Raw genomic sequence first — 6,239 nt, 5'->3', positions numbered from 1 at the left:
TCTCTTTTTAACTCTGACGAGTTTTGTTTATTTATTTATCCGTATTTCTTTTTGAAATTGACGTTTCCTGTTTAGTTTTCAAAGACCATTTTCTGCACTCGGTTTCCCTTAGCGCTTGTATATAATACCACCCTCTTTATCCACCGTCAACACTATTTTCACTTTATTTTGTTTTATTTTAATTCGGTCTTTTACATCACGAATCATAAATTTTTTCTTACTTATATATAGGCAACCCGGTGATTAATGAACTATAAGTTAAAAAAGGCATTTCTGCCTTAAAGTGTTTCAATATAAGCATCATCATAAGACGCAAACATTTCTAACAAATCTTTTTTTGTGAGGTGCTCCTTTTCGGGATGAGCGATATCACGAATTATATTTCCATTGTGAAACATCAATAAACGCGATCCATAATCAAGTGCGTGCTGTAAATTATGCGTCACCATGATTGTCGTAATGTTTCGTTCAGCAACCATATTTTGCGTAAGTTTTATAATCGACTCTGAACTTTTCGGATCTAAAGCAGCGGTGTGCTCGTCAAGTAATAAAAGATCTGGATTATTCATCAATGCCATCAGCAAGGACAGTGCTTGTCGCTGTCCACCTGAAAGTTGACCCACTTTCACATGAAGCTTATCTTCAAGTCCGAGATTCAATGATCTCAATAAATTGACAAACTCTGCTTCATGTTTATGATTGATTGCTTTCGTTAAACTCATAAGTTTTCCTTTATTCGAGGCAAGCGATAGATTTTCTAAAACTGTGAGCGAAGGTGACGTTCCAGCCATCGGATCTTGGTAAACCCGAGAAATGGTCTTAAAGCGCTGATGATTTTTCATTTTTAAAAGGTCACGATTTCCAAATGTTAAGGTGCCTTTATCAGGATTAATCTGGCCACAAATTAAGTTTAATAATGTAGATTTACCACTTCCATTCGAACCAATTATCGTGATAAACTCCCCCTTCTCAACACTTAAATTTAAATTATGATAAAGCGTTGTTTCCATTGGGGTACTTTGGTTGAATGTTTTTGTTATTTTATTGAGTTGTAACATCGTGTTTCTCCTTTGCGTTTTTCCATTTTGGAAGCCTAATTTTATTCAACATTATTGCACTAATAAAGATCACAACAGTGATGAGTTTCATAAACTGAGCATCAATTCCCATTCGAATTGCAAGTGCTACAATCAAGCGGTATACAATCGCACCAAAGATAACCATGGTGGTCGATTTCAATTTTGTTCGCCCCAAGATTGTCGTACCTAAGATAACGGACGAAAGCCCTAAAACCACCATACCAGTCCCTAATGAAATATCAAAATATTTATTCACCGAAACTGCCAAACCACCACTGAAAGCGACGATTGCGTTTGCCAATGCCAAGCCAAAAATTTTCACAAGTCCAACATTGTGACCCAATGTGGTCACAAGTTGCTCATTATCTCCCGTTACTTTAAGTAAGTAACCTGTTTTAGTCGTGAGAAGTTGATCAATAATTACTTTGATGCCTAAAACTAGAATAACCATTACAATTAATTGGAAATTATTAATTAAAAACGGAGGTGCACCGAGTTTTTCCAACCATTGAGTTGAGAAGATGGTTTCAAATTTAAAAAGGGGAATGTTGGGTTTCCCTCCAGCAACTACAAGATTTATAGAATAAAGTCCCGTCATCACTAATATACCACTGAGTAGTGAGGAAATTCCGAATTTAACATGGAATAAACCAGTAACAATTCCGGCCGTTGCACCCGCTATGGTTGATATTAAAAGAGCCATCCATGGATTCAGGCCATTAAGAATCAAGATTGCACTCACCGCTGCACCTAATGGATACGTTCCGTCCACCGATAAGTCCGGGATATCCAAAATTTTATAAGAAATAAGAACTCCCATGGACAAAATGCCATATAGAAATCCTTGAATTAAAATATCAGAAATAAACGTTGAATTTAGAACACCCATTATTGATTTACCGCCCTTTCACGTATCGAATCAGGTATCTGAATACCCAATTTTGATGCTACAGCCTCACTAACATACAACTCCGTTTTCTCAGAAACATAAACAGGGAGTGATGCAATGGTCACGTTATTTACCAAAATTTCATAAGCCATCGCCCCTGCTTTTTCACCAAGATATTTATAACTTACAGATTCTGAAGCTAAAACACCTTGATCAAACTGCCCAACCTCAGCCATAAAGACTGGTTTGTTTACACTATTAGCAGTGTCAACAACTAATCCAGTAGCCGAAGCAATCATATTGTCATTGACGATATAAATCACATCGGTTTCTTGAACTAATTGTTGTGCAGCAATTGCGATTTCATTCGCTTGACTTACACCTTTTTCATTGACCTTCATACCTAATTTAGCGGCAATGTTTCGCACCTCATCAATTTGGTTTCTACTATTAATTTCGCTCGTATTGTATAATATCCCAATATTTTTGGCATTTGGCATTATTTCTTGAATCAACGCTACTTGTGTATCCAATGGGGGTAAGTCACTGACGCCCGTTAAGTTTCCACTTGGGTGAGCGAGATCATCCACCAATCCTGCCTGTTTCGCATCCGATACCGCGCTAAAAATCACAGGGATATCGGTGCCGTCTACCGCATTCATAGCGGCTTGAGCAGCTGGAGTTGCAATTACAAAAATTAAATCAACAGCATCTCGTACAAATTGATTTGCGATAAGGTTAGCCGTCCCAACATCTTCATTCGCATTTTTCACTTCTAAAGAAACTTTCTCTGTTAACCCAGTAGCATCCAACCCCATCTTAAATCCATCCAAAGAATCCGAAAGTGCCGGATGTTCCGCCCACTGTATCACACCAATTCTAATTTCATTTTGTTCACCACTCATACATCCCGTAAGCAGCACTGCACTTATTATGATCATTAATACTTTTTTCATATTTTCTCCTCCATTATCCAACAAAAAAGCCATGTACATAAATCTACACGGCTTTGTTAAAATGGTATGAGATTAATGGGAGCCTGTAGATTTTAGTAACACAAAACAGCTAATATCCACACGGCATATTAACTGATTAACTAAAATAATAATAGTAGCTCCATTGTTGGGCTTGATTGATTTTACTTATATTGTTCATTGGAATACCCAACCTTTCTTAACAACCATAACACTGATATTTTTGAGATGCAAGTAGTTTTTTCATTTTTATTCATTTCTTACAGAATGATGAATATTGTTTCATTTTAGCTCATTTCGATTTTCAAGGTCAGATGGAATTTCTATTCCAAACTGACTAGCGACCTGTTTATTTATAAATAATTTTGTCTTGTTTGACGTTGAAACCGGCAACTTATTGAGATCGCTTTTCTCCACAAGAATTTGATATATTAATTCTGCTGCATGCTCGCCAAGGTTATCGTAACTCAAGGATTCAGTAGCTAGAATACCTTCGTTGATTTGTCCATCTTCTGATGCAAATACAGGTACGTCGTATTTTGACGCAATATCTACAATGTTCGCAGTTGAAGCCACAACCATATTATCCGTTATATTAAATATAACATCGACTTTTTCGGCTAATTGTTGAGTTGCAATCGGTAATTCCTGCATGTTTGTTATTCCAACCGCAACCACTTCGAGTTCTTTCTCTAACGAGGAAATCACCTCAACTTGCGTTATGGAATTAATTTCACCCATGTTGTAAACAATTCCCATCCGTTTCGCTCGAGGTAAAAGCATCTTTATCAACGCTAATTGTTCTTTAATAGGTGCTTGATCACTAACCCCTGTGACTGATGATCCTGGATAATCCATAGAATCGACCAGGCCTGCCGCAACCGGATCGGTAACGGCATTAAATACAACCGGAATACTTGTACCTTCTGTCGCATTTTTCGCACTTTGGGCCGAGTTTGTTCCAATGGCATATATCAAATCAACGTGTTGCGATACAAACCCATGAGCCATTAATTCATTATTGCTATTTTCACCCTGTGCATTTTGATAGATAATACGATAATGCTCCGACCCTATCGTCTTATCAAGGACTTCTTTCATCCCTTCATACGTCGCATCCAAGGAAGGATGATCCGCAAACTGTAAAACACCAATCGTATATAATTTTTCTGGATTTGCATTCACACACCCACTTAATAAAACTAAAAGCATACAGATAATCATCGATTTTTTCATCTTTTCCTCCTTCAAACAAAAAAAGCTGCGAATGCAGCTTTTTAAAGGTATTCAGCTACATTCTACTAACCAAGACTAAAGGGTTAATATCGTGTAGCGATATTAACCTTTACCTAAAGTTAAAGAAAGTGCTGTTTTGTTTATGATTTTCGTTGGTCATAGGACACCAACCTTTCTGTAAAGAAACTTTAACATAATATGAAAATGGTTTCAATATTTTTCTGATAATTTAACCTGTATTTTCATAAATATGTAACACCTTTACATTATTGTGGTATAATTTTGGTATATTTTAAAGGAGAACCATATCACTATGTATACATGGAATTTAGATGCTCTATACAAGGGCTATGATGCAACCTACACTGCAGATGTAGAAAAGCTCAAAACAATTATTAAGTCAATGAACGACCTCGCACCCAATTTAAAAGATTGTGAAGATCTCGAGTCATTTTTAACGCTTGACTCAGAACTCAACACCCTCGCTAACTCATTAGTGAGTTTCGCCAGTTTGCAAATATCAGCAAATGCAAGCGATAATGAAAGCAATCGTTACATGGGGCAACTTCAGAATATTCTAAGTGAAACATCACGCGCTTATGCGTTATTTAGTCAATTTATGGCTGATTCAAAAGACGTTTTCCCACAATGGGTTAAAGCAAGTGCCTTAGTTAAAGAACACGAATTTATCTTGCAAGAAATGATTGACCTCAGCAAACACAACTTATCCCCAGATGTTGAAGAGGTAATTGCTAAGTTGAATATTAATGGTGCCAGTGCATGGAATCAATTGTTTGGACATTTAACATCAATGACGACAATTGAGTTTAATGGTGAAAAGCACACTATGGCTTCAATTCGAAATCTCGCATACTCACATGATCCAAAGATTCGTAAGGATGCCTATTATAAAGAACTTGAATTGTATGAAAAAATGGATGATTCGATTGCCTTTGCACTTAATAGCATTAAAGGAACCGTGAATACTATTTCTGATTTACGAGGTTACGAATCCGCATTGGATAAAACACTTTTCGATTCACGGATGAGCAAGGCCACCCTCGATGCATTGATGGAAGCAATCGAAGCGTACCTTCCAGTCTTTAGAAAGTATCTTAAACATAAAGCGCACCTGATGAATTATGAGAATGGATTGCCTTGGTATGATCTCTTCGCACCTTTTGAAACCACAAACCCTAAGACTTATACAGTCGAAGATTCTAAGGAAATGATTCTTACTAGTTTTGCGGAATTTTCCGATGATCTTGCAAACATGGCAAAAACAGCTTATGAAGATGCATGGATTGATTTCTTACCGCGTGAAGGAAAACGCAGCGGTGCCTTCTGCAGTAATCAATCTCAAATAAAACAGAGTTATGTCCTTACAAACTTTGATGGTTCTATTTCTGATATCGTTACGATTGCTCACGAATTAGGGCATGCATACCATGGCATGATGATTGAAGACTTGCCTATTCTCAATACAAGTTACTCGATGCCGGTCGCAGAAACTGCTTCAACATTCTGTGAAAATATCGTTTTCAACGCTGCCTTAAAAGTGTCAAGCGACGAAGAAAAACTCGTATTAATTGAAAACTCACTTCAAGATTTAACGCAAATTATTGTTGATATTTTATCCCGCTTTAAGTTTGAATCCGAGGTCTTCGAACGTCGTAAATCTGAATTCTTATTTCCTAAAGATTTAAAAGAAATCATGATTGAAGCACAACGTCAATCGTATGGAGATGGTTTAGACGCAAGTACGTATCATCCATATATGTGGGCATGTAAAGGTCATTACTACAGTGGTGGTTTAAGTTATTATAACTTCCCTTATGCATTTGGTGGCTTGTTTGCTCTTGGGCTTTATGCTAAATTTGAAAAAGAAGGGGATGCATTTGTCCCTGCATACCGCAATCTCCTTAAAGCAACAACAACATCATCATGTGAAGATGTCGCAGCACAAGCCGACATCGATGTTACGGATGTTGAATTCTGGAAATCCAGTTTACAAGTTGCAGCTGACCGAATTGAAATGTTTATCGCATTAACGCAATAATA

The 6,239-nt window shown here is 37.1% G+C and carries 5 protein-coding genes; 1 reads left to right on the top strand and 4 read right to left on the bottom strand.

Annotated elements, in window-relative coordinates:
* Positions 1-278: 278 nt before the first annotated feature.
* The 4 genes from EPJ90_RS02665 to EPJ90_RS02650 all read right to left on the bottom strand — a co-directional run bounded on the left by EPJ90_RS02665 (position 279) and on the right by EPJ90_RS02650 (position 4,178).
* Positions 279-1,058, bottom strand: a complete 780-nt coding sequence (locus EPJ90_RS02665; RefSeq protein ID WP_125164804.1) for an ABC transporter ATP-binding protein — start codon at positions 1,056-1,058, stop codon at positions 279-281.
* Positions 1,042-1,968 (bottom strand): ABC transporter permease, encoded by a 927-nt coding sequence (locus tag EPJ90_RS02660; protein WP_161637070.1) that lies wholly within the window; start codon positions 1,966-1,968, stop codon positions 1,042-1,044. The genes EPJ90_RS02665 and EPJ90_RS02660 overlap by 17 nt, the downstream gene beginning before the upstream one ends.
* Positions 1,968-2,924: an ABC transporter substrate-binding protein gene (locus tag EPJ90_RS02655; RefSeq protein ID WP_161637069.1), complete on the bottom strand. Its 957-nt coding sequence runs from the start codon at positions 2,922-2,924 to the stop codon at positions 1,968-1,970. Before EPJ90_RS02655 ends, EPJ90_RS02660 begins: the two co-directional genes overlap by 1 nt.
* Before the next feature lie 300 nt (positions 2,925-3,224).
* The gene (locus tag EPJ90_RS02650; protein ID WP_161637068.1) at positions 3,225-4,178 is read right to left on the bottom strand and encodes an ABC transporter substrate-binding protein; all 954 of its coding nucleotides are present in this window, start codon (positions 4,176-4,178) and stop codon (positions 3,225-3,227) included.
* Between the two features lie 313 nt (positions 4,179-4,491).
* On the opposite strand from EPJ90_RS02650, the gene EPJ90_RS02645 reads away from it, so the two are divergent.
* The gene (locus EPJ90_RS02645) at positions 4,492-6,237 is read left to right on the top strand and encodes a M3 family oligoendopeptidase (protein WP_161637067.1); all 1,746 of its coding nucleotides are present in this window, start codon (positions 4,492-4,494) and stop codon (positions 6,235-6,237) included.
* Positions 6,238-6,239 lie beyond the last annotated feature (2 nt).

It is taken from the genome of Erysipelothrix sp. strain 2 (EsS2-7-Brazil) (genome assembly GCF_016617655.1).
GTDB lineage: Bacteria > Bacillota_I > Bacilli_A > Erysipelotrichales > Erysipelotrichaceae > Erysipelothrix > Erysipelothrix piscisicarius.
Note: the sequence above shows the minus strand (reverse complement) of the source record. Positions and strands in the feature narration are given on the sequence as shown.

What these genes read in the sequence shown, in the direction of transcription:
- EPJ90_RS02665 (WP_125164804.1), bottom strand. Translation starts at nt 1,058, where the DNA reads ATGTTACAACTCAATAAAATAACAAAAACATTCAACCAAAGTACCCCA.
- EPJ90_RS02660 (WP_161637070.1), bottom strand. Translation starts at nt 1,968, where the DNA reads ATGGGTGTTCTAAATTCAACGTTTATTTCTGATATTTTAATTCAAGGA.
- EPJ90_RS02655 (WP_161637069.1), bottom strand. Translation starts at nt 2,924, where the DNA reads ATGAAAAAAGTATTAATGATCATAATAAGTGCAGTGCTGCTTACGGGA.
- EPJ90_RS02650 (WP_161637068.1), bottom strand. Translation starts at nt 4,178, where the DNA reads ATGAAAAAATCGATGATTATCTGTATGCTTTTAGTTTTATTAAGTGGG.
- EPJ90_RS02645 (WP_161637067.1), top strand. Translation starts at nt 4,492, where the DNA reads ATGTATACATGGAATTTAGATGCTCTATACAAGGGCTATGATGCAACC.